General features: G+C 69.4%; 20 protein-coding genes. 14 read left to right on the plus strand and 6 right to left on the minus strand.

Annotation, left to right across the window (positions count from 1 at the left end; genetic code table 11):
- Window positions 1-1860 (minus strand): ferrous iron transport protein B, encoded by a 1860-nt coding sequence (gene feoB, locus AC1PMG_RS11630; protein ID WP_284468703.1) that lies wholly within the window; start codon window positions 1858-1860, stop codon window positions 1-3.
- Window positions 1857-2108, minus strand: coding sequence for a FeoA family protein (locus AC1PMG_RS11635; protein WP_481108983.1), 252 nt, complete (start codon window positions 2106-2108; stop codon window positions 1857-1859). Before AC1PMG_RS11635 ends, feoB begins: the two co-directional genes overlap by 4 nt.
- Window positions 2109-2232: 124 nt before the next feature.
- Between AC1PMG_RS11635 and AC1PMG_RS11640 the strand changes: the two genes are divergently transcribed.
- The 6 genes from AC1PMG_RS11640 (at window position 2233) to AC1PMG_RS11665 (ending at window position 6450) form a co-directional block, all read left to right on the plus strand.
- A complete protein-coding gene (locus AC1PMG_RS11640) occupies window positions 2233-3021 on the plus strand; it encodes an enoyl-CoA hydratase-related protein (RefSeq protein WP_481108984.1) in 789 nt (262 codons plus the stop codon).
- Window positions 3018-3422, plus strand: coding sequence for a VOC family protein (locus AC1PMG_RS11645; protein WP_342072645.1), 405 nt, complete (start codon window positions 3018-3020; stop codon window positions 3420-3422). Before AC1PMG_RS11640 ends, AC1PMG_RS11645 begins: the two co-directional genes overlap by 4 nt.
- A 136-nt stretch (window positions 3423-3558) precedes the next feature.
- Window positions 3559-4455: a hydroxymethylglutaryl-CoA lyase gene (locus tag AC1PMG_RS11650; RefSeq protein WP_481108985.1), complete on the plus strand. Its 897-nt coding sequence runs from the start codon at window positions 3559-3561 to the stop codon at window positions 4453-4455.
- Between the two features lie 112 nt (window positions 4456-4567).
- Window positions 4568-5338: an SDR family oxidoreductase gene (locus AC1PMG_RS11655; RefSeq protein ID WP_481108986.1), complete on the plus strand. Its 771-nt coding sequence runs from the start codon at window positions 4568-4570 to the stop codon at window positions 5336-5338.
- A gap of 109 nt (window positions 5339-5447) precedes the next feature.
- On the plus strand, window positions 5448-6014 hold the full coding sequence (gene yeiP, locus AC1PMG_RS11660; protein WP_017912214.1) for an elongation factor P-like protein YeiP: 567 nt from the start codon (window positions 5448-5450) through the stop codon (window positions 6012-6014).
- Window positions 6015-6018: 4 nt separating this feature from the next.
- Window positions 6019-6450 carry a hypothetical protein gene (locus AC1PMG_RS11665; RefSeq protein ID WP_481108987.1) on the plus strand — a complete coding sequence of 144 codons (432 nt, stop codon included), beginning with the start codon at window positions 6019-6021 and terminating at the stop codon, window positions 6448-6450.
- Between the two features lie 585 nt (window positions 6451-7035).
- Here AC1PMG_RS11665 and AC1PMG_RS11670 read toward each other — a convergent pair.
- From AC1PMG_RS11670 to AC1PMG_RS11680, 3 genes are all read right to left on the minus strand, one after another.
- Entirely contained in the window at window positions 7036-8958 is a 1923-nt protein-coding gene (locus AC1PMG_RS11670; RefSeq protein ID WP_481108988.1) for an Lnb N-terminal periplasmic domain-containing protein, read from the minus strand.
- Window positions 8955-9272, minus strand: coding sequence for a DUF2388 domain-containing protein (locus AC1PMG_RS11675; RefSeq protein WP_010341821.1), 318 nt, complete (start codon window positions 9270-9272; stop codon window positions 8955-8957). Before AC1PMG_RS11675 ends, AC1PMG_RS11670 begins: the two co-directional genes overlap by 4 nt.
- A 117-nt stretch (window positions 9273-9389) precedes the next feature.
- Entirely contained in the window at window positions 9390-10778 is a 1389-nt protein-coding gene (locus AC1PMG_RS11680) for an FAD-binding oxidoreductase (RefSeq protein ID WP_481108989.1), read from the minus strand.
- A gap of 261 nt (window positions 10779-11039) precedes the next feature.
- On the opposite strand from AC1PMG_RS11680, the gene serA reads away from it, so the two are divergent.
- Window positions 11040-12281, plus strand: a complete 1242-nt coding sequence (gene serA, locus AC1PMG_RS11685; RefSeq protein ID WP_481108990.1) for a phosphoglycerate dehydrogenase — start codon at window positions 11040-11042, stop codon at window positions 12279-12281.
- A 365-nt stretch (window positions 12282-12646) separates the two neighbouring features.
- Here the strand turns inward: serA and AC1PMG_RS11690 are convergent, their stop codons facing one another.
- A complete protein-coding gene (locus tag AC1PMG_RS11690; protein WP_481108991.1) occupies window positions 12647-13228 on the minus strand; it encodes an NUDIX hydrolase in 582 nt (193 codons plus the stop codon).
- Between the two features lie 169 nt (window positions 13229-13397).
- Here AC1PMG_RS11690 and AC1PMG_RS11695 point away from each other — a divergent pair, with 169 nt between their 5' ends.
- From AC1PMG_RS11695 to AC1PMG_RS11725, 7 genes are all read left to right on the plus strand, one after another.
- Complete coding sequence (locus AC1PMG_RS11695; protein WP_167522010.1) at window positions 13398-14870, plus strand: amino acid permease; 1473 nt, start codon at window positions 13398-13400, stop codon at window positions 14868-14870.
- Window positions 14871-14955: 85 nt separating this feature from the next.
- Window positions 14956-16389, plus strand: coding sequence for an amino acid permease (locus AC1PMG_RS11700; RefSeq protein ID WP_481108992.1), 1434 nt, complete (start codon window positions 14956-14958; stop codon window positions 16387-16389).
- A gap of 302 nt (window positions 16390-16691) precedes the next feature.
- A complete protein-coding gene (locus AC1PMG_RS11705; RefSeq protein WP_481108993.1) occupies window positions 16692-17333 on the plus strand; it encodes a methylthioribulose 1-phosphate dehydratase in 642 nt (213 codons plus the stop codon).
- Window positions 17334-17427: 94 nt separating this feature from the next.
- Window positions 17428-17994 (plus strand): 1,2-dihydroxy-3-keto-5-methylthiopentene dioxygenase, encoded by a 567-nt coding sequence (locus AC1PMG_RS11710; protein ID WP_481108994.1) that lies wholly within the window; start codon window positions 17428-17430, stop codon window positions 17992-17994.
- 3 nt (window positions 17995-17997) lie between these two features.
- A complete protein-coding gene (gene mtnC, locus AC1PMG_RS11715) occupies window positions 17998-18696 on the plus strand; it encodes an acireductone synthase (RefSeq protein ID WP_481108995.1) in 699 nt (232 codons plus the stop codon).
- A gap of 37 nt (window positions 18697-18733) precedes the next feature.
- Complete coding sequence (locus AC1PMG_RS11720; RefSeq protein ID WP_481111657.1) at window positions 18734-19813, plus strand: C13 family peptidase; 1080 nt, start codon at window positions 18734-18736, stop codon at window positions 19811-19813.
- A gap of 466 nt (window positions 19814-20279) precedes the next feature.
- Window positions 20280-20621 (plus strand): STY0301 family protein, encoded by a 342-nt coding sequence (locus AC1PMG_RS11725; RefSeq protein WP_481111658.1) that lies wholly within the window; start codon window positions 20280-20282, stop codon window positions 20619-20621.
- The last annotated feature ends 202 nt before the right edge of the window (window positions 20622-20823 follow it).

The following is a 20823-nucleotide window of genomic DNA, read 5'->3' on the forward strand; positions in this document are numbered from 1 at the left end:
TCAGCCGGCTCCCAGCGCCACCGCGACCTGGTAGGTGACCAGCGAGGCCAGATACGCCAGCGCGAACAGGTAGAACGCGGCGAAGCTCATCTGCTTCCACGAGTTGGTCTCGCGCTTGATCGTGGCCAGGGTGGAAAGGCACATCGGCGCGTAGATGTACCAGACCAGCAGCGACAGCGCGGTGGCCAGCGACCAGCCGTCGTGGATCAGCGGCGACAGCGCCTGCGCGGCGGCATCGTCGTCGGCCGCCGACAGCGCGTACACCGTCGCCAGCGACGACACCGCCACTTCGCGCGCCGCCAGGCCGGGGATCAGCGCGATGCAGATCTGCCAGTTGAAGCCCAGCGGCGAAAACACCGTGGTCATGGCGTGGCCGATGCGGCCGGCGAAGCTGTAGTCGATCGCCGGCAGGGTGGCGTCGGCCGGCGGCGCCGGGAACGACAGCAGGAACCACAGCAGGATGGTCAACGCCAGGATGATGCCGCCGACGCGCTTGAGGAAGATCGCCGCGCGCTCCCACAGGCCCAACGCCAGGTCGCGCAGGTGCGGCACGCGGTAGGACGGCAGCTCCAGCAGCAGCGGATGCTCGCCCTTGTCGCGGCGCCACTTCTTCATCGTCCACGACACCACCAGCGCACTGGCGATGGCGGCGAAGTACAGGCCGAACAGCACCAGCCCCTGCTGGTTGAACACGCCCCACACCTGCCGCTGCGGAATGAACGCGCCGATCAGCAGCGCGTACACCGGCAGCCGCGCCGAACAGGTCATCAGCGGCGCCACCAGGATGGTCGCCAGGCGATCGCGCGGATCCTGGATGCTGCGGGTGGACATGATGCCGGGCACGGCGCAGGCGAAACTGGACAGCAGCGGGATGAACGAGCGCCCGGACAGGCCGGCGGCGGCCATCATGCGGTCGAGCAGGAACGCCGCACGCGGCAGGTAGCCGGACTCCTCCAACGCCAGGATGAAGGCGAACAGGATCAGGATCTGCGGCAGGAACACCACCACCCCGCCGAGGCCGGCGATGATGCCGTCCACCAGCAGGCTGTTCAGCGGCCCCTCCGGCAGGGTTCCGCCGATCCAGGCGCCCAGCGCCTTGGTGCCGCCGTCGATCAGGTCCATCAGCGGCGCCGCCCAGGCATACACCGCCTGGAAGATCAGGAACATCACCACCGCCAGGGTCAGCAGGCCGGCGACCGGGTGCAGCAACCAGCGGTCCAGCGCGTCGTCGACGCGCGAGGTTCGCGTCGGCATCGACACCGCCGCCGCCAGGATCGCGCGCACCTGCTGGTGGTAGTCGCCCTGCCCCTCGCTCGGCGCCACCGCCGGCGGCAATGCCGGCGCCAGCGCATCCAGCCGCTCGACCAGGGCGCGGGCGCCGTTGCGGCGCACCGCCACGGTCTCGATCACCGGCACGCCCAGCGCCTGCTCCAGCGCCTGGCGGTCGATCTGGATGCCGCGGCGCTGCGCCGCGTCGACCATGTTCAAGGCCACCAGCATCGGCTTGCCCAGTTCGCGCAGTTCCAGCGCGAAGCGCAGGTGCAGGCGCAGGTTGGTGGCGTCGACCACGCAGACCAGCACGTCCGGCGCCGGCTCGCCCGGGTAGAAGCCGCGGCACAGGTCGCGGGTGATCGCCTCGTCCAGGCTGGCCGGCTGCAGGCTGTAGGCGCCCGGCAGGTCCAGCACCGCGAACTCGCGCCCGGACGGCGCGCGGAAGCGACCCTCCTTGCGCTCGACGGTGACGCCGGCGTAGTTGGCGACCTTCTGCTTGCTGCCGGTCAACTGGTTGAACAGCGCGGTCTTGCCGCAGTTCGGGTTGCCGACCAGGGCCAGGCGCAGCGGTGCGGCCACCGCGCTCACGAGCGCACCTCGTCCAGTGCGCTCACCTGCACCCGCGCCGCCTCGCTGCGCCGCAGCGCGAAGCGCGTATAGCCCACCTGCACCAGCAGCGGTTCGCCACCGATCGGCCCGCTGGCCAGCACCCGCACCTGTTCGCCAGCGACGAAGCCCAGCTCGCGCAGACGCCGGGCGATGGCGTCGTTGGCCTGGCGGTCGTGCACGGATTCCACGAGGGCGCTGCTGCGCAACGGCATGTCGGACAACGTCACAGCACGTTCCGTCGATAAGAATGGTTATCAATTGTAGCATCGCCGCGGCGCGTCATGGCGGCGCCGGCACGGGCGGCTATGATCGCCGTATGGCTGCCGTTTCCCCTTTGTACGAGCGTGTTCGATGAGCGATGCCCTGTTGTTGCAACGATCCGGCAAGGTCCTGACCCTGCAGTTGAACCGACCCGAGGTCCGCAACGCCTTCGACGCCGCGCTGATCGCCCAACTCAGCGACGCCCTGCTGCAGATCGGCGCCGATGCGCAGGTGCAGGTGCTGGTCCTGGCCGGTGCCGGCGCGGCGTTCTCGGCCGGCGCCGACCTGCAGTGGATGCGCTCGATGGCCGGCGCCGGCGAACAGGAGAACCTGGACGATGCGCTGGCCCTGGCGCGGCTGATGCGCCTGCTGGACGAACTGCCCAAGCCCACGGTGGCACGGGTGCAGGGTGCCGCGTTCGGCGGCGCGGTGGGCCTGGTCGCCTGCTGCGACATCGCCGTGGCCGCCACCGATGCGCGCTTCGCGCTCAGCGAAAGCCGGCTGGGCCTGCTGCCGGCGGTGATCTCGCCGTACGTGATCGCGGCGATCGGCGCGCGCCAGGCGCGGCGCTGGTTCGCCAGTGCGGAAACCTTCGACGCCGCCACCGCGGCGCAGATCGGCCTGGTCCACCAGGCGGTGGCACCGGAGGCGCTGGACGCGGCGGTGCAACGCCAGGTCGCCCTGCTCGGCCAGGCCGGACCGCTGGCCGCCGCCGGCGCCAAGGCGCTGGTCCGGCGGGTCGCCGCCGGCGGCGAGCGCGATGCGCTGGACCAGGCCAACGCCGCCCTGATCGCGCAGTTGCGGGTCTCGGCCGAAGGCCAGGAAGGGCTGAATGCGTTCCTGGAGAAACGCGAACCGGCCTGGAGGGCCAGCCCATGAACCCGATCGACCATCTCGGCCTGCGCTGCAGCGACCTCGACCGCAGCCTGACCTTCTACCGCGCCGCCCTGGCCGCGCTGGAGCTGGACGTGGTGATGCAGGTGAGCGCCGAGGAAAGCGGCGGCCAGCGTCACGTCGGCTTCGGCCGCGACGGCAAGCCCAGCTTCTGGATCGCCGACGGCGGCCGCGACGCCGGCGACAATGGCGTGCACGTGGCCTTCGTCGCCGCCAGCCGCGCGCAGGTGGACGCGTTCCATCGTGCCGGCCTGGCCGCTGGCGGCCGCGAGCACGGCGCACCGGGCCTGCGCCCGCACTATCACCCCGACTACTACGGCGCCTTCCTGCTGGATCCGGACGGCCACAACATCGAAGCGGTCTGCCACCGCCCAGCAGCGGGCTGATCCGCGCTGCCCCGGCGCACCTGGCGCCGACCCTGCCTGCGGCTGTTTCACCGCCTCTCTTCATCAGGAATCCCATGACCCTCTTTGCTTCCCGCTTCGTGCGCAGCGCCCGGCCAACAGCGCAGGAATCCCGCGAATGAGCGACCGCGTGCGCATCGTCGAAGTCGGCCCGCGCGACGGCCTGCAGAACGAGAAGGCCTGGGTCGCCACGGAAGACAAGATCGAGCTGATCGCGCGGCTGGGGCGCACCGGCCTGCGCAGCATCGAGGCGACCAGCTTCGTCAGCCCGAAATGGGTCCCGCAGCTGGCCGATGCGGCCGAGGTCTACGCCGGCATCGCGCAGGTGCCGGGCGTGGACTATCCGGTACTGGTGCCGAACCTGCAGGGCTACGAGCGCGCCGCCGCGGTCGGCGTGCGCGAGGTGGCCGTGTTCACCGCCGCCTCGGAGACGTTCAATCGCACCAATACCAATGCCGGCATCGACGAATCGCTGGCGCGCTTCGCGCCGGTGCTGGAGCGCGCGGCGGCGGATGGGGTCAAGGTGCGCGGCTACGTGTCCACGGTGCTCGGCTGTCCCTACCAAGGCGACGTCCCCCTGGCCGACGTGGTGCGGGTGGCGCAGCGGCTGCATGCGATGGGCTGCTACGAGATCTCGCTGGGCGACACCATCGGCGTGGGCACGCCGGGCAAGGCGCGGGCGATGCTGCGCGCGGTCGCCGCAGCGGTGCCGATGGCGGCGCTGGCGGTGCACTTCCACGACACCTACGGCCAGGCCCTGGCCAACATCGCCGCCTGCCTGGAAGAAGGCGTGCGCGTGGTCGATGCCGCCGTGTCCGGCGCCGGCGGCTGCCCGTATGCCAAGGGTGCCAGCGGCAACGTGGCCAGCGAGGACGTGGTCTACCTGCTGCACGGCAATGGGGTGGAGACCGGCATTGACCTGCCCGCGCTGGCCGCGACCGGCCGCTGGCTGGCACAGAAACTGGGCCGGCCGACCGGCAGCAAGGTCGGCCAGGCGCTGGCCGCCGAGGGCTGAGCCGCGGCAGTTCCTTACCTGGCGACGGACCTGCGCGCCGCGGCCCGTCGCCGATCTCGCCGCGATGGGGCGGCAGCCTCTAAACTGGGCGTTTTCCTGGGAGGGAACATCCATGCAGCTTGCCGATCTGAAAGCGGTGGTCACCGGCGGCGTGTCCGGCCTCGGCCTGGCGGTGGCGCAACGCATCGTGGCCGAAGGCGGCAAGGTCGCGCTGTTCGATCTGAACGACGACAAGGGCGCGGCCGCGGTCGCCGCCCTGGGCGCGGACCGGGCCTGCTACCTGCGCACCGACGTCAGCGACGAGGCCCAGGTGGCCGCGCAGCTCGGCGCAGCGCAGGGCTTCCTCGGCGGCCTCAATGCCGCGATCAACTGCGCGGGCATCCTCGGCGCCGGCCGCGTGCTGGGCAAGGAGGCGCCGATGCCGCTGGCCACCTTCCAGGGCACGGTGATGGTCAACCTGGTCGGCAGCTTCAACGTCGCCAAGGCCGCCGCCGACCTGATGCAGCACAACGCCCCGGGCGAGGACGGCGAGCGCGGCGTCATCGTCAACACCGCCAGCGTCGCCGCCTACGAAGGCCAGATCGGCCAGGCCGCCTACGCCGCGTCCAAGGGCGGCGTGGTGGCGATGACCCTGCCGATGGCCCGCGAACTGGCGCGCTTCGGCATCCGCGTCAACACCATCGCCCCGGGCATTTTCTGGACCCCGATGGTCGACGGCATGCCCGAGACCGTGCAGCAGTCGCTGGCCGCCTCGATCCCGTATCCTTCGCGTCTCGGCCGCCCGGACGAATTCGCCGACACGGTGATGTTCCTGCTGCGCAACCGCTACCTCAACGGCGAAACCATCCGCCTCGACGGCGCGGTGCGGTTGGCGCCGAAGTAGCCGGGATTGGGGATTCGGCATTGGGGATTCGCAAGCGCTCCCCGTCCCGCGTCCCTGCCCGGCGCTTTCCAATCCCCAATCCCCAATCCCCAATCCCGGCCCCACACCCATGAAAGCCAACGAAATCAAGAAAGGCAACGTCGTCGAGTACAACAACGGCGTGTACCAGATCCGCGACATCGAGCGCAGCTCGCCGCAGGGCCGCGGCGGCAACGTACGCTTCCGCTTCGTGATGTACAGCGTGCCGGGCGGCAACAAGCTCGATGCCAGCTTCGACGGCGACGACGACCTGCGCGAAGTCGAGCTGATGCGCCGCCAGTCCACTTTCTCGTACAAGGACGGCGAGGCCTTCGTGTTCCTCGACGACGAGGACTACACCCCCTACACCCTGGATGCCGATGCGATCGGCACCGATGCGGGCTACATCACCGACGGCCTCAGCGGCATCTACGTGCAGGTCATCGACGACCAGCCGGTGGCGATCCAGTTGCCGCAGAGCGTGACCCTGGAAGTGATCGAAACCCCGCCGGAGCTCAAGGGCGGCACCGCCACCAAGCGCCCGAAGCCGGCCAAGCTCAACACCGGCATCGAGATCATGGTGCCGGAGTACATCGGCAACGGCGAGCGCGTGCTGGTCAATACCACCACCGGCGAGTTCGCCGGTCGCGCCGACTGAGCCCATGCGCGGGCGCCGTGTCATCCACGTCTCCCGCGCAGGCAGCGCCGCGCATGCGCCACGGCGCGCCTGCCTCGGCCTGCTGCTGGCCTTGCCGGTGCTGGCGCTCGCCGCGCCGGTGACGCCGGCCACGGCGGCCGCCCCCGAGCCCGCGTGCACGATTCCGGACGCGGTCGATCCCGAGCACCACGACGGTTTCTGCACGCTGCCCGAGCCGATCCGCGCCTTCGTCGCCCGCCAGGACACCTGCAGCCATTTCGCTGGCGAGGAACCCTACGACGCCGCGCGGCGCCGCGAACTGGAAAAAGCGATGGCCAAGTACTGCGACGGCAATGAACAGACTTGGGCGAAGCTGCGCGCGCAGTACCGCCAGGACCCACCACGCGACGCCTGGCTGCGCCGCTACGGCGAGGATGCCGGCCTCGAGCTGCCGTGATGGCGGTTTGCGGGTAGCGAGCTGGTGCCTTTGCGGGCATGGACGTCAGCCCTGACGGCCGTCGACATGGTTGCCAAGGCCGGCGGCACATCCGTGCGGCGCACTGCGGCCATCAGGTCCTGATCGGCCGGCTTCGCGCCTTCGCTCGTCGCGGCTGAAGCCGCTCCTACATGATTGGGTTGGGAGCGGCGCCGCGTTTCTGTGGGAGGGACTTCAGTCCCGACGCATGGAGCTATCGGTCTTGCTTCACGCCGACACGGCTGTGCCTGCGGCAAACAGGTGCTGCGGACTCACGCCGCGAGCAGCGCCGTAGGAGCGGCTTCAGCCGCGACCGCGCCGCCGTCTACCGCACGCGCGATACATGGGAGCGGCGCCGCGTTTCTGTGGGAGGGACTTCAGTCCCGACGCATCGAGCTATCGGTCTTCCTTCACCCTGACACGGCTGCGCCTGCGACAAACAGATGCTGCGGAATCACGCCGCGAGCAACGTCGTAGGAGCGGCTTCAGCCGCGACCGCGCCGCCGTCTACCGCACGCGCGATACATCTGCCTTCGATAGCCTCGCCTAGCAAACCCGCATGCCGCACTACGGCTGCCCATCATGCGACTGCAACACCGAAGGCGACCGCAACTGCAACCCACCGCCTTCGCGATTGAGCGTACGCAGACGTACGCCCAGCGTCGCCAGGTTGGCATCGATCTGCGCCAGGTCCGCCTGCAGCGACGCCGGCAGCAACCCGCGCAGACGCGTCTGCAGCGCGGCGCCGTCGTCGTGCAGCGCCGCGATCCGGGCCTGTCCCTGCACCTGCAGCCAGGCGCGCTCCTGCGCCTGCGGCAGGCCATAGCCCGGCTGCCCCTGCAGCAGGCTCGCCGGTTGGCTCAGTAGCCCCTGCTCGGCCAGCACGGCACGCACCGCGCTGGCGGCATCGCGGGTGTCCGCACCCGCATCGTCCCCACCCGCACCAGCCACCGCGGACGGCAGCGGCTTGCCCAGATAGCGCCGCTTCAACGCATCGCGCCCACGCTGCTCGGCGCGGCGGCGGGCGGCGTTCTCCAGCAGCAGCAACGCGGCACTGGCACGCAGGTCGCCACGCTGCAGCCACGGCGCACGCTGTGCGGCCGGCAAGTCCAGCCACGCGTCGGCATTGCGGGCAGGCAGCGCCAAGGAACCGCGTGCCACCGCGAACATCTCCTCAAAATGCGCGCTCGCCGCCGGGAAGTAATAGCCCTCCCGCACCGCCGCGTCGGCGTCGCTGAACACCGACGCATCGGCGATGCCGGCCCGTACCAGGCGCCGGCGCAGGCCGGTCGGGCTGATCCCGGACAGATGCGCGGCCGCCAGCCGCGGCACGCCGTCGTGCAGCAAGGCGTAGGTCTCCACCGCGCAGTTGTTGCTGAGGAAGTAATAGCGGCCGTCGTAGCTCCAGTGCAGTTGCGCGGCGCGCTCCAGCAGCGCGGCGATCTCTTCGCGCGACAGCCGCAGCGGCAGCGACTGCAGGCCGCGCAACTGCACCTGAGTGTAGTCGTCCACCACCTGGCGCAGCGGCAGCACGAACAACCGCGACGGGTAGGAGCCGGTGAGCCCGCGCAGGTTGGAAATCTGCACGTCGTCGACGAAGGCGCGGAACGACAGCACCCGGTGCTCGGCCAGATCCAGTCGGCATGCCGGCCCCAGCGGCCGCCCCGGCGCGCAGATCACCAGGCGCAGCATGCTGTGGCCCCAGTGGCTCATCGGCTGCGCATTGCCTTCGGCCAGCAGGTAGTCCACCGCGTAGATCCGCGCCGGATCCACCTGCAGCAAGGCGGCGGCGTCGGCCAGCGGATCCTGCACGAAGACCTGGCCGGGCGCGCATGCGTTCGACGGCGGCGTCCATGCCAGACGTGCGGCGAAGTAGCGGGCCAGCGCCGGCCGCCGGCAGGTGTAGTCCGGATCGAGCAGGAAGTGCTCGAGATTCACCGCCACGAACTCGGCCGGCGACTGCAATTCGTAGGGATCCGGGCTACGCTCGGTGAACCGGTTCTGGCCGCGACGCAGGCCCAGGCGCATCGGGCTGACCTGCCAGCCGGCCAGATCCAGCAGCCGCGGATCGGACGAGAGATGCCCGGCCGCGGAGCGGTCATAGAAATGCGCCAGCTCGTGCAGCAAGGCGGCCAGTGCCGGGCGCCGTGCCGGGTCGGCGACCGGATCGGTGTCGCTGCCTGGCGCGGCCATCCAGTCGCGCAGCAAGCGCTTGTTCAACAGCAGGCGCCTGGCCTGCGCGCGCCCGTGCACCTGCGTGGGGAGATCGTCGCGCCACTGCAGCGGCAGTCCTGCGGGCAGCGCCGCGGTCCAGGCCGGCGGCAGTCGCGCCTGCGCCGCGGCCAGCACGGCCTCGCTGGCCGTGCGCTCGGCGGGGCTCAGCCCTGTCTCATCGACAGCGAGCGGCGCGGCCGCTGCGTGCACCGCAGCGGCCAGCGCCAGCAACGCCAGCCACCGCGCGCGCAGGCGCCGTGGCCGGCGCGGGATCACAGCGCCAGGATCGCCTGCGCCAGTTCCAGATCGCTGGCCTGTTGCGCCTGCGGGTTGCGCTCGCGCAACACGCGCAGCGCCGCTTCCAGTTGCACGCCGCGGATGCGCCCGGCGCTGGCGACGAAGCCGGCCGCGTCGTCGCGCGCCTGCAGCACCACCTTGTCGTTGTTGGAACTGCTGTCCGAGGACGCCGAGCTGCCGGCCGAGCCGGCCGAGGCCGAACCGGCGGAGCTGCCGGCGAAGCTGGACGCCTGCGCGAACGCGGGCAGGATCAGGGCGAACAGCAGGGCGCAGCGCGCGGTCACTCGGGTCATTGCAATCGTTCCAAACGGGATCGTGAAAAAGGGGACGGCCAGCGCCGCGCCGCATAGCCTAGCGGTCCGCCCCGCGCAGCGCCTGAACGGGCCGCGCGGCAGCGTGCACGGCCGCGCTCAGGGATCGAACAGCTTGCCCGGATTGAGCAGCCCGGACGGATCGAACACACGCTTGACCGCGCGCATCAGCGCGATCTCCTCGGCGCTGCGGGTGCTGTCCAGGTAGGGTTTCTTGACCAGGCCGATGCCGTGCTCGGCGGAGATGCTGCCGCCGTGCTCGGCCAGCACCTGCGCCAGCAGCTTGGTGACCTGCTCGCAGGCGGCGATGAACTCCGCCGGCGCGGTGGCGTCGGGCTTGAGCACGTTGATGTGCAGGTTGCCGTCGCCGATGTGGCCGAACCACACCACCTCGAACTGCGGGTAGGCCTCGCCGAGCAGCGCCTGGGTCCGCGCCAGGAACGCCGGCATCGCCGAGATCCGCACCGACACGTCGTTCTTGTAGGGGGTGTAGCGCGCCACCGCTTCGGTGATGCCTTCGCGCAGGCGCCACAACTGCGCGGCCTGCGCCTCGCTCTGGCTGATCACCCCGTCCAGCACCCAGCCCTGCTCCATGCAGGCCTCGAATGCGGCCAGCGCCGCGGCCTCCTGCGCCTCGTTGCCGCTGGCGTACTCGGTGACCACGTAGTACGGATACACCGTGTCGAACGGAGCCTGCGCGCCATGCGCGAGCACGTGCTGCAGCGCGCGGTCGGTGAAGAACTCGAACGCCTCCAGCTGCAGCCGGCTGCGGAACGCGGCGAACACCTGCATCAGCACCTCGAACGAGGGCAGCGCCAGCAGCATCACGTTGCTCGGCGGCGGCGGGTCGGTAAGCCGCAGGGTGGCTTCGACCACGATGCCGAGGGTGCCTTCGGAGCCGATCAGCAGCTGGCGGAAATCGTAGCCGCTGGAATTCTTGATCAGCCCGCGGTTGAGCTCGAGCAGTTCGCCGCTGCCGGTGACCACCTTCAACCCGGCGATCCACTCGCGGGTGTTGCCGTAACGGATCACGCGGATGCCACCGGCATTGGTGGCGATGTTGCCGCCGATCGAGCACGACCCGCGCGCCGCGAAGTCCACCGGATATTGCAGCCCGTGCTCCCGCGCGGCGTTGTGCACCGCTTCCAGCGGCATGCCGGCCTGCACGGTGAGGGTGCGGTCGACCGGATCGAACGCCAGCGCCTTGTTCATCCGCTCCAGGCTCAGCACCAGTTCGCCGTGCGCGGCCACCGCGCCGCCGGACAGGCCGGTGCGGCCGCCGGAGGGCACCACCGCCACCGCGTGGTCGTTGGCCCAGCGCAGCACCGCCTGCACCTCCTCCACCGTCGCCGGCAGCGCGATCGCCAGCGGCGCCGGGGTCCAGCGCCGGGTCCAGTCGCGACCGTAGTGCTCCAGGTCGGCGGGATCGGTCTTCAGGCGCAGGCCGGGAACGGCAAGGGCCAGGGCATCCAGGCGCGGGTCGGTCATAAGTGCAGAGGTCGAAGCGTAGACAATCGTTCAAGCGTGCCAGCCTTGCGCAACGGCGTCCAGTTCGCTGCCAGCAGCCCGCTGCTTTTGCGAATCCCCACTCCCCACTCCCGAATCCCCCGCCGGCCACCGCCAATCGATACACCTGAAACCGTCCACCGGCGTTGCATCCACGGTCTCCCGGCATCCTATTGCGGCGCACCAAAGCGCGAAGCCATCTGGCATAGTGACCGGCCCGTTGGCCATCGCTCCCTCGCCGCAATGTCGCCCAAGAAGACCTCGTTTCCGAAGCAGGACATCCGCGTGCTGCTGCTCGAAGGCATCAGCCAGACCGCCGTCGACGTGTTCCGCGCGGCCGGCTACTCGCAGATCGAGCTGCACGCCAAGTCGCTGCCGGAAGACGAGCTCAAGCAGCGCATCGCCGAGGCGCACATCGTCGGCATCCGCTCGCGCACCCAGCTCAGCGCCGAGGTGCTGGCCCACGCCAAGCGCCTGATCGCGGTCGGCTGCTTCTGCATCGGCACCAACCAGGTCGACCTGGACGCCGCCGAACTGGCCGGCATTCCGGTGTTCAATGCGCCCTACTCCAACACCCGCAGCGTCGCCGAGCTGGTGATCGCCGAGGCCATCCTGCTGTTGCGCGGCATTCCGCAGAAGAACGCCGAATGCCACCGCGGCGGCTGGTCGAAGTCGGCCACCGGCAGCCACGAGACGCGCGGCAAGGTGCTGGGCATCGTCGGCTACGGCCACATCGGCACCCAGGTCGGCGTGCTGGCCGAGTCGCTGGGCATGCAGGTGATCTTCCACGACATCGAGACCAAGCTGTCGCTGGGCAACGCCCGCACCGCCACCGACCTGGACGACCTGCTGGCGCGCGCCGACGTGGTCACCCTGCACGTACCGGAGACCGCGGCCACCCGCAACATGATCGGCGCCACGCAACTGGCGCAGATGAAGCCGGGCGCGCACCTGATCAACGCCTCGCGCGGCACGGTGATCGACATCGACGCCCTGGACGCGGCGCTGCGCAGCGGCCACATCGGCGGCGCTGCAGTGGACGTGTTCCCGATCGAACCCAAGGGCAACGGCGACCTGTTCGAATCGCCGCTGGCCGCGCACGACAACGTGATCCTGACCCCGCACGTCGGCGGCAGCACGCTGGAAGCGCAGGACAACATCGGCGTGGAAGTGGCGGCCAAGCTGGTGCGCTACAGCGACAACGGCAGCACTCTGTCGGCGGTGAACTTCCCCGAAGTCACCCTGCCCGAGCACGCCGAGAGCCTGCGCCTGCTGCACATCCACCGCAACGTGCCGGGCGTGCTGTCGCAGATCAACGAACTGTTCTCGCGCCACAACGTCAACATCGACGGCCAGTTCCTGCGCACCGACCCCAAGGTCGGCTACGTGGTGATCGACGTGGCCGCCAGCGAGGAACTGGCCGCGGTGCTGAAGGACGAACTGGCGCAGGTGGCGGGGACGTTGCGGACGCGCATTCTTTATTAGCGGGGATTGGGGATTGGGGATTCGTGGGGGCGCTGCGCGCCCGGACCCTCACCCCAACCCCTCTCCCGGGGGGAGAGGGGCTCAGCCATCAAGCCGGAGCCGGCTGTTCCTTCTCCCCTCGGGAGAAGGTGCCCCGAAGGGGCGGATGAGGGTACGGGCGCAGCCTCGTGCAGCTGAAACATCGCATGCGCTGCGCGCCCCGTACCCTCACCCCAACCCCTCTCCCGGAGGGAGAGGGGCTAAGCCATCCAGCCGGAGCCGGCTTCTCCCTTCTCCCCTCTGGAGAAGGTGCCCCGAAGGGGCGGATGAGGGTACGGGCGAAGCCTCGTGTTGCCAGATTGGTGCAGCGCTTCGCGCCCGGACCCTCACCCCAACCCCTCTCCTGGGGGGAGAGGGGTTAATGCGCTGCGCTGCAGCCACTTTTGCGCCATGCGCCGCAGCGACGGATCCAGATCCGCTTCATCCAGCAATTCGGCGATCGGGCGCCAGGCCAGGGCCAGCGACTCTGCGCTGACCGCGAAGACGTCATCGGCGCCGGCGCGGACCACGTAGCGTGCGTCGTAGTGCCAGTGCCCCGGCACCTCGCCGCGGGCGGGAATCCAGTGCCGGTCCAGGTCGAAGATCGCGCCATCCTCCAGTGCCAGGCCCGGCAGCCCGGATTCTTCCTCGGCCTCCTTCAAGGCCACCCGCGCCAGATCGCGGTCGCCGTCGGCGTGGCCGCCCAGTTGCAGCCAGCGCTGCAGCTTGCGGTGATGGGTCAGCAAGGTGCGCGTGCCGTCGGCGCTGACCAGCCAGGCCGAGCCGGTGAAATGGCCGTCCAGGCGGGCGCGCACGAACGGATCGGCGGCATCGTCGAGCAAGGCCAGGAACTGCGCGGCGATCTCGGCCTGGTCCGGGCACTGCCGGGCATGGGCCTGCAACTGCTGGCGTAGGGACGACTCCGGCATCGGCGTTCTCGCGTTCGGGGGCAGCCATTATCGCCGCCGACGGTGCAGCGCGGCTTGTGGCGGCCGGCCGGCTTTGGCATGGTACGACGCTTGCGTCGCCCGCTGCGGGCCCGGCGCTTCGCCATTGCCGGGGCCACTTGCCCCGTACCGCCACCTGGGGATGCACCGAATGCTCAAGTCTCTGCTGAGGGTCAAGCCGATCGAACCGGCCGGTCACGTCGATGCCGGCGAACCGTTCGAAGGCAGTCTGGAGGGCGAAGCCACCCTCAAACGCACCCTCACCGCCAGACACCTGATCCTGCTCGGCATCGGCGCGGTGATCGGCGCCGGCATCTTCGTGCTCACCGGCCAGGCCGCGGCCAATCATGCCGGCCCGGCGGTGATGCTGTCGTTCGTGTTCGCCGGCCTGGCCTGCGCCTTCGCCGGCCTGTGCTACGCCGAATTCGCGGCGATGCTGCCGGTTTCCGGCAGCGCCTATTCGTATTCCTACGCCACGCTCGGCGAAGGCGTGGCCTGGTTCATCGGCTGGTGCCTGGTGCTGGAATACCTGTTCGCCGGCTCCAGCGTCGCGGTGGGCTGGTCGGCCTACCTGATCAGCTTCGTCACCGGCACCCTGGGCCTGCCCTTCCCCGCGGAACTGGCCAGCGCGCCGCTGACCTGGACCGGCCACGCCTTCGTCGCCTCCGGCAACATCGTCAATCTGCCGGCGGTGCTGATCGTGGCCGCGGTCAGCACGCTGTGCTACGTCGGCGTCACCCAGTCGGCCTTCGTCAACGCCATCGTGGTGGCGATCAAGGTGCTGGTGATCTGCCTGTTCGTCGGCGTCGGCATCTTCTACATCAACCCGGACAACTGGCACCCGTTCATCCCGGAAAACACCGGCCCGGGCGAATTCGGCTGGAGCGGCATCTTCCGCGCCGCCTCCATCGTGTTCTTCTCCTACATCGGCTTCGATGCGGTCTCCACCTCCGCCGGCGAAACCAAGGACCCGCAGAAGAACATGCCGATCGGCATCCTGGTGTCGCTGGCCATCTGCACCGTCATCTACATCATCGTCTGCGCGGTGCTGACCGGCCTGCTGCCCTACACCCAGCTCGGCACCGCCAAGCCGGTGGCCACCGCGCTGGAGCACTACCCGCAGCTGGCCTGGCTGAAAACCTTCGTCGAGATCGGCGCCATCGCCGGCCTGTCCTCGGTGGTGCTGGTGATGCTGATGGCGCAGCCGCGCATCTTCTACACCATGGCGCGCGACGGCCTGCTGCCGAAGCTGTTCGGCAAGGTCCATCGCCGCTTCCACACGCCCTACGTCGGCACCGTGGTGGTCGGCGTGCTGGCCGCGCTGCTGGCCGGGCTGATCCCGCTGGACGTGCTCGGCGAACTGGTGTCGATGGGTACCCTGCTGGCCTTCGCCACGGTCTGCGTCGGCGTGATGGTGCTGCGCTTCACCCGTCCCGACCTGCCGCGTCCGTTCCGGGTGCCGCTGTTCTGGGCGGTGTGCCCGCTGGGTGCGCTGTTCTGCGTGGGCCTGTTCTTCCAGGCATTCCAGGAACACTGGAAGGTGTTCGTCGGCTGGACCCTGATCGGCCTGTGCATCTACTTCTTCTACGGCATCCGCAACAGCCGCCTGGCCACCAAGGCCTGATCCGTCCCCCCGAAGACCGGCGTCCGCGCCGGTCTTCGCGTTCGCCCCCTCTTCCTCGCACGCCGCGCCCGGCTGGAACCGCTCGATGCTCAAACAACTCTTGGCCACCAAACACCCCCATGCCAGCCACGAGGACGCCGGCGGGCTGGGCCTGCAACGTGCGCTCGGCCCCTGGGGCCTGACCGCGCTCGGCATCGGCGCGGTGATCGGCGGCGGCATCTTCGTCATCACCGGGCAGGCGGCGGCCAACCACGCCGGGCCGGCGATCATGCTCTCGTTCGTGCTGGCCGCGGTGTGCTGCGCGTTCTGCGCGCTGGCCTACGCCGAGTTCGCGGCGATGGTGCCCGTCTCCGGCAGCGCCTACACCTACACCTACGCCACCTTCGGCGAGCTGGCGGCCTGGTTCATCGGCTGGATGCTGGTGCTGGAATACGGCGTGTCGGCCTCGGCGGTGGCGGTGAGCTGGACCGGCTATTTCCTCAGCCTGCTCGACCACTTCGACATCCATCTGCCCGCGGCACTGGTCAACGCGCCACTGGACGGCAAGCTGCAGCCGACCGGCGCGATCGCCAACCTGCCTGCCGCCGGCATCGTGCTGCTGCTGACCTGGCTGTGCTACGTCGGCATCCGCAAGTCCTCGGCGATGAACATGGCGATGGTGGTGCTGAAGAGCGGCCTGATCGTGCTGGTCATCGCCGCCGGCTGGAAGTACGTGGACCCGGCCAACTGGCACCCGTTCATCCCCGCCAACGAAGGCCCGGGCAAGTACGGCCTGGACGGCGTGCTGCGCGGCGCGGCGATGGTGTTCTTCGCCTACATCGGCTTCGAGGCGGTGTCGGTGGCGGCGCAGGAATCGCACCGCCCGCAGCGCGACCTGCCGATCGGCATGATCCTGTCGCTGGTGATCTGCACCGTGCTGTACATCGCCATGGCCGCGGTGATGACCGGGCTGCTGCCGTACACGCAACTCGGTACCGACGAGCCGGTGGTAACCGCGGTGGCGGCGCATCCGCAGCTGGCCTGGCTGCGCGTGGTGGTGGAGATCGGCGCGCTGATCGGCCTGTCCTCGGTGGTGCTGGTGATGATCATCGGCCAGCCGCGCATCTTCATGATCATCGCCCGCGACGGCCTGCTGCCGCCGGTATTCACCAAGATCCACCCGACCTACCGCACCCCGCACGTCAACACCGTGATCACCGGCATCGGCATCGCTTTGCTGGCGGCGCTGTTCCCGCTGGACGTGCTGGGCGAACTGACCTCGATGGGCACCCTGATCGCCTTCGCCGCGGTCTGCGCCGGCGTGCTGATCCTGCGTCGCACCCAGCCGGACCTGCCGCGCCCGTTCCGCATCCCGTTCGCCTGGCCGATCTGCATCGCCGGCGTGCTCAGCTGCCTGGCGCTGCTGTCGGCGATGACCGCGCACAACTGGATGCTGATGGCCGGCTGGACGGTGATCGGCCTGGCGATCTACTTCGGCTACGGCTACCGCCACAGCCGCCTGCGCCGCAGCCAGGGCTGAGCCTTAGAGCCCCTCTCCCTCCGGGAGAGGGGTGGGGTGAGGGTACGGAGCGCGAAGCGCTGCACCCATCTGGCAACACGAGGCTGCGCCCGGACCCTCATCCGCCCCTGCGGGGCACCTTCTCCCGACGGGAGAAGGGAACAGCCAGAGCCCCTCTCCCTCCGGGAGAGGGGTTGGGGTGAGGGTCCGACCGCTCGTGATCCGTCTGGAGAGAGGTTTGTGTGAGGCTACGGCATGAGGAGATACGGTTGAGTCCAGCCACCTGTCATCCCAATCCAACCCCCAAGCCCTACACTACGCGCATGAACGCACTGCCCTACGATTCCGAGCGCCTGCGCACGCTGGCGCACCTGCTGATCGACAACATCCGCGAGCTCTCGCAGGTCGGCTGGACGCCCGCCACCAGCAGCAACTTCTCCCACCGCCTGGACGATCGCCATGCCGCGATCACCGTCTCCGGTCGCGACAAGGGCCGGCTGGTGGAGGACGACATCATGGTGGTGGACTTCGACGGCCAGGCCGTCGGCCGGCCGCTGCGCCCGTCCGCCGAGACCCTGCTGCACACCCAGCTGTACCGGCGCTTCCCCGAGGTCGGCTGCATTCTGCACACGCACTCGCCGGTGCAGACCATCGCCTCGCGCCTATACGCCCCGCAGGGCCATATCCGCCTGGAAGGCTACGAACTGCTGAAGGCGCTGCACGGCAACCAGACCCACGAGACCGCGGTCGACCTGCCGGTGTTCGCCAACACCCAGGACATGACCGTGCTGGCCGCGCAGGTCGACGCCCTGCTCGACCGCACGCCGCTGTGGGGCTACCTGATCGACGGCCACGGCCTGTACGCCTGGGGCCGCGACATGGCCGAGGCGCGCCGCCACCTGGAGGCCTTCGAGTTCCTGCTGCACTGCGAGCTGGAACTGCGCAAGCTGCGCGCCGCCGGCTGATCCACCGCGGCGCGACAGCGTTCCAGCGCCGCAACGGCCGCCGGCCGCGCACCTGCTACCCTTTTCGTCCCCACTGACGCTTTCGCCCGCCGCCATGAGCCGACTCCGCATCTTCGCCGACACCACTCCCGACGCGCCGCTGTTCGACAGCCGCGATGGCGACGCGATCGCCGCCGAACTGCGCAAGATCGGCGTCACCTTCGAGCGCTGGCAGGCCAACCAGCCGATCGAGCCCGGCGCCTCGCCGGACGCGGTCATGGCCGCCTACAAGGCCGACATCGACCGCCTGGTCGCCGCCAACGGCTTCAAGACCGTGGACGTGGTCAGCATCGCCCCGGACAACCCGCAGCGCGAGGAGATGCGCAGGAAGTTCCTCGACGAGCACTTCCACAAGGAAGACGAGGTGCGCTTCTTCGTCGCCGGCTCCGGCCTGTTCACCCTGCACGTGGACGGCAAGGTCTACGAGATCGAATGCGTGCAGGACGACCTGATCGCCGTGCCCGACGGCACCCACCACTGGTTCGACATGGGGCCGGAGCCGCGCTTCGTCGCGATCCGCTTCTTCACCGAGCCGGACGGCTGGGTCGGCCACTTCACCGGCACCGACATCGCCCAGCGCTTCCCGCGCTACGAGGCGAAGCTGCGCGGCGAGGCGCACTGAGCGATGACCGATCCGCGCGTCGTACTCACCGACATCGAAGGCACCACCAGCAGCATCTCCTTCGTCAAGGACGTGCTGTTCCCCTATGCGCGCCGCGCCCTGCCCGGCTTCGTGCGCGAGCACGGCCAGCAGCCGCAGGTGCGGCAGTGGCTGGATGCGGTCGCCACCGAATGCGGCGGCATCTGCACCGATGCGGTGATCGTGGAGACCCTGCAGGGCTGGATCGACGAGGACCGCAAGCACACCGCGCTGAAGGCGCTGCAGGGCATGATCTGGGAAGCTGGCTACCGCGATGCCGACTTCACCGCGCACATCTATCCGGATGCCGCGCCGGCGCTGCGCCGCTGGCATGCCAACGGCCGGGCACTGTACGTGTACTCGTCCGGCTCGGTGCCAGCACAGAAGCTGTTCTTCGGCCACAGCGACGCCGGCGACCTGCGCGGGCTGTTCTCCGGCTGGTTCGATACCGAGATCGGCGGCAAGCGCGAGCAACCCAGCTACGCGCGCATCGCCGAGGCGATCGGCGTGGCGCCGGCGCAGATCGTGTTCCTGTCCGACGTGGTCGCCGAACTGGATGCGGCCCGCGCCGCCGGCCTGGACACGGTGCTGATCGACCGCCGCGACGATTACCCGCAACCGCGCCAGGGCGAGGCCTGCAACGGCCACCGCCGCGCGGAGAGCTTCGCCGACCTGGGCTTCTGAGTCCCCGCGCATGCGCAGCAGGCCTGTCGCTGCCTTGATGGCCGCCCTGGCGGCGATGCGGCGCCTGCTTGCCGTGGTGCGCAGCCGACTGCTGCCCGCCGCGCTGCTGGCGCTGGCGCTGCCCGCCTGCCATTCCGATGCCGGCGCCATGCCGGCCGGCACGGCCGACACCGCGCAGGACGAGGCGGCGCAGGATCCGGTCGACCAGGCGCAGCTGCGCCAGGCGCTGGGGTCGCTGCAGGCGCAGCGCCCGGGCATCCCCGACCTGTACGTGGTGGGCTTCGCCGGCGACGCCAGCGAGGACGTGTTCCGCAACGAAGTGCTGTACCTGCGACAGATGTTCGCGCAGCGCTTCGGCGCGGCCGGGCGCATCGCCACCCTGATCAACCACGGCGACAATCTCGGCGCGCATGCCTACGCGCCACAGGCCTCGTACGACAACCTGGCCGATACGCTGGACCGCATCGGCAAGCTGATGGACAAGCGCGAGGACGCGCTGCTGCTGTTCCTGACCAGCCACGGCACCGACCAGCACGAGCTGTATCTGCAGTTCGGCCCCGGCGAGGATGCCGAGTACGACACCATCACGCCGCAGGAACTGCGCCGCCTGCTCGACGACGCCGGCATCCGCAACCGCATCATCGTGATCTCCGCCTGCTACTCCGGCGGCTTCGTGCCGGCGCTGAAGACCGCCGACACCCTGGTGATCACCGCCGCGCGTCGCGACCGGCCCTCGTTCGGCTGCGGCAACACCGCCAGCGCCACCTATTTCGGCCGCGCCTGGCTGATCGACGCGCTGGCGCGCACCACCGACCTGGTCGACAGCTATCGCCTGGCCAGCGCCGAGATCAGCGCACGCGAACAGGCCGAAGGCGAGGCGCCGTCGTATCCGCAGCTGTACGTGGGTGCGCGCATCGGCGCGTGGCTGCAGCACTGGCGTGCGCAGTTGCCGAACGCCGCCGCACCGGTCTATCCGTATCCGGAACCCGATGCGGACGACGCAGTGACTGCGGCCAATGGCGAACCCGACCACGCGCCCGGGACCACGCAAACCACGGCTCCCCCGACGCCCGAAAAACAGGCGCTACCGCCATCGGCTGCAACTCCCACGCAGTGAGCCGCGCTGCTCCGTCGAGCAACGCACGCAAGACCCCAACGCTCGGTGCGCCTGGGGCCTGGAGCAGGAGTCCGCAGGAACCCCATAGATGAGAGTAATTCGCATTCGATCGCCGATCGCGTGCAGCCGTTACACTGCGCCCCGCAGCAAGCCCGCCAGCCTTTCGCCAGCCAGCTGCGCACCGATCCGCCCGCCAGCCTTCGCTCGCCAGCCAGGATCCTCGCGTTTTATAGGCCTCCTTCATGGAGGTTTTTTTGTTTCATGCCGACTCCAGACCGGTAGTACGCCGGACCGCGCCGCAGCGATGGCCCACAACCGTCGGCTATCGTAGGCGATGAAGCCACCACGCCTCTATCCAACCGACGTATCCGATGAAGAATGGGGCTTCGCCGCGCCCGACTTGATACTGACGGATCCGCAGGCACGGCAGCGCAGATACGAGCGGCAAACAATGGAAACAACGTCTATGTCATTGAGCAAGCAAATTGCCGCTCTTGCACTTTGCCTTTTTGGCTGGAGTCCCGTGCTCGCCGCGCCTTCAGTCTGCCCCATTCGACAGGATCAGCCACTTCGCTCCATCGATGCATTCGATGGAGAACCACAGGATCTCGCAACTCTTGAGCCCGACGTGGCAAAGGAGCGATACGGCCGTTGGGTTCTGGGCTACATCTACGATGAGGGCCGATTCGTCACCGTACGCTGCAGGTACGCGGACAAGCAAACGCATGACGTAAAACTGGCGAACCGTGTGGAGCAGTGCAGTTATTCAATCAATGCAAAGCATGTCCTTCGAGTAACTTGCAAATGAAAGCTGGCACGGCTCCTGGGACGGCGCGCCGGACTGGACAAACGGCGGCACATTCGCCAATACCGGTGCCGATCGGCTCATCGGGCGTCATCGCCAACGACAACGACAACGACAACAGCCGGTTCTACTTCGCCCAGCGCCCGCGTGTGCCGGGCACCGCCCAGGACGGCGCTCAAAAGAACCTAGATCGCGCCTGAACTGG

Source organism: Xanthomonas sp. NCPPB 2250 (assembly GCF_056725265.1).